1 pseudogene is annotated in these 656 nt (G+C 55.2%); it reads left to right on the top strand.

The window, feature by feature from the left end:
- Window positions 1–87 precede the first annotated feature (87 nt).
- A pseudogene (locus BN1130_RS00330) lies at window positions 88–656 on the top strand (IS5-like element ISAs4 family transposase); the annotation flags it as partial.

Below are 656 nucleotides of genomic sequence, written 5' to 3'. Positions count from 1 at the left end.
GCGTTGTTTCCTAAATCGATGCAGCTTGAATGGAACTAATTGAAAACCCAGTGATCTGAGCACCACCATCCCCCTCAAGTCTGCATCATGGGTAAAGCGCTTCACCCCATCACCAATTGGCCTCAATACAACAGGTCTCTGATCAACCGTGGCTCTCTCACTTTCTGGGTTGATGCCGAGGCAATGGATAACTGGTTCCACCAAGACCATCACGGAAAACGGGGACGCAGCCAGCTCTACACCGACCAGAGCATCTGTACCTTTCTGATGCTCAAAGGGATTTTCAGCCTCACGCTGCGAGCCACTCAGGGGCTACTCGACTCCCTGTTCGAGCTGATGAATGTGCCGCTGTGTGCCCCGGACTACAGCTGTGTCAGCAAGCGCGCACGCACAGTGAAGGTGGCCTATCGGCAGCCCCCTAAGGGGCGTATTACCGACCTGGTTATCGACTCGACGGGTCTGAAAGTGTTTGGTGAAGGCGAGTGGAAAGTCAGAAAATACGGCGCTGAGAAACGTCGAGTCTGGCGCAAGTTGCATCTGGCGGTAGACCCGGTGACTCACGATATCGTGGCGGCAGAAGTGTCGCTGGAGAATGTGCATGACGCTGAGGTGTTGCCGACCTTGCTCAATCCTCTGCGTCGCAAGCTGGGGCGTGT

Origin of the sequence: Aeromonas rivuli (assembly GCF_000820045.1) — a bacterium.
In the GTDB taxonomy this organism is placed as follows: Bacteria; Pseudomonadota; Gammaproteobacteria; order Enterobacterales; family Aeromonadaceae; genus Aeromonas; species Aeromonas rivuli.
The sequence above is the reverse complement of the archived record's forward strand: the minus strand, read 5'-3'. Positions and strand labels throughout refer to the sequence as shown.